This is a genomic window from Mesorhizobium sp. M2E.F.Ca.ET.209.01.1.1, from assembly GCF_004010375.2.
GTDB lineage: Bacteria > Pseudomonadota > Alphaproteobacteria > Rhizobiales > Rhizobiaceae > Mesorhizobium.
In genome coordinates this window covers 1-363 of record NZ_SADP02000463.1, presented here as the reverse complement: position 1 = coordinate 363, position 363 = coordinate 1, and the positions used below count along the sequence as shown (strand labels likewise).

Genomic DNA, 363 nt, shown 5'->3' with positions numbered 1-363 from the left:
CGCCACGCATAGCATCGCCAGCAGCACGCTGCACGGCGGTTCCGAATTCGGGGGCCACGTATAAGGTCCCGGGATCATGCAGCGGCGGGAAATGCGCAAATGACCGGACCCTCCGGCCTGCGACCGGTCTTCATGCGCGCCATCGCCGATGTCGGCGTCTTCTCGCTGCTGATCAACATCCTCCTTCTGGTGATTCCGCTCTACCTGCTGCAGGTCTATGACCGCGTGCTGCCGTCCTCCAGCGTCGAGACGCTGTTTTACCTCTCGCTCATCGCGGTGCTGGCTCTCGCCTTCCTCGGCTTCCTCGACGCGGTTCGCGCCATCTACACGCAGCGCGTCGCGGCGACCGTCGACCGGAAGCTG

Annotated in this window: 1 pseudogene; it reads left to right on the top strand. The window is 64.7% G+C overall.

Features of this window, described 5'->3' with window-relative positions:
- Window positions 1-99: 99 nt before the first annotated feature.
- Window positions 100-363: pseudogene (locus EN852_RS36495) on the top strand (type I secretion system permease/ATPase); the annotation flags it as partial.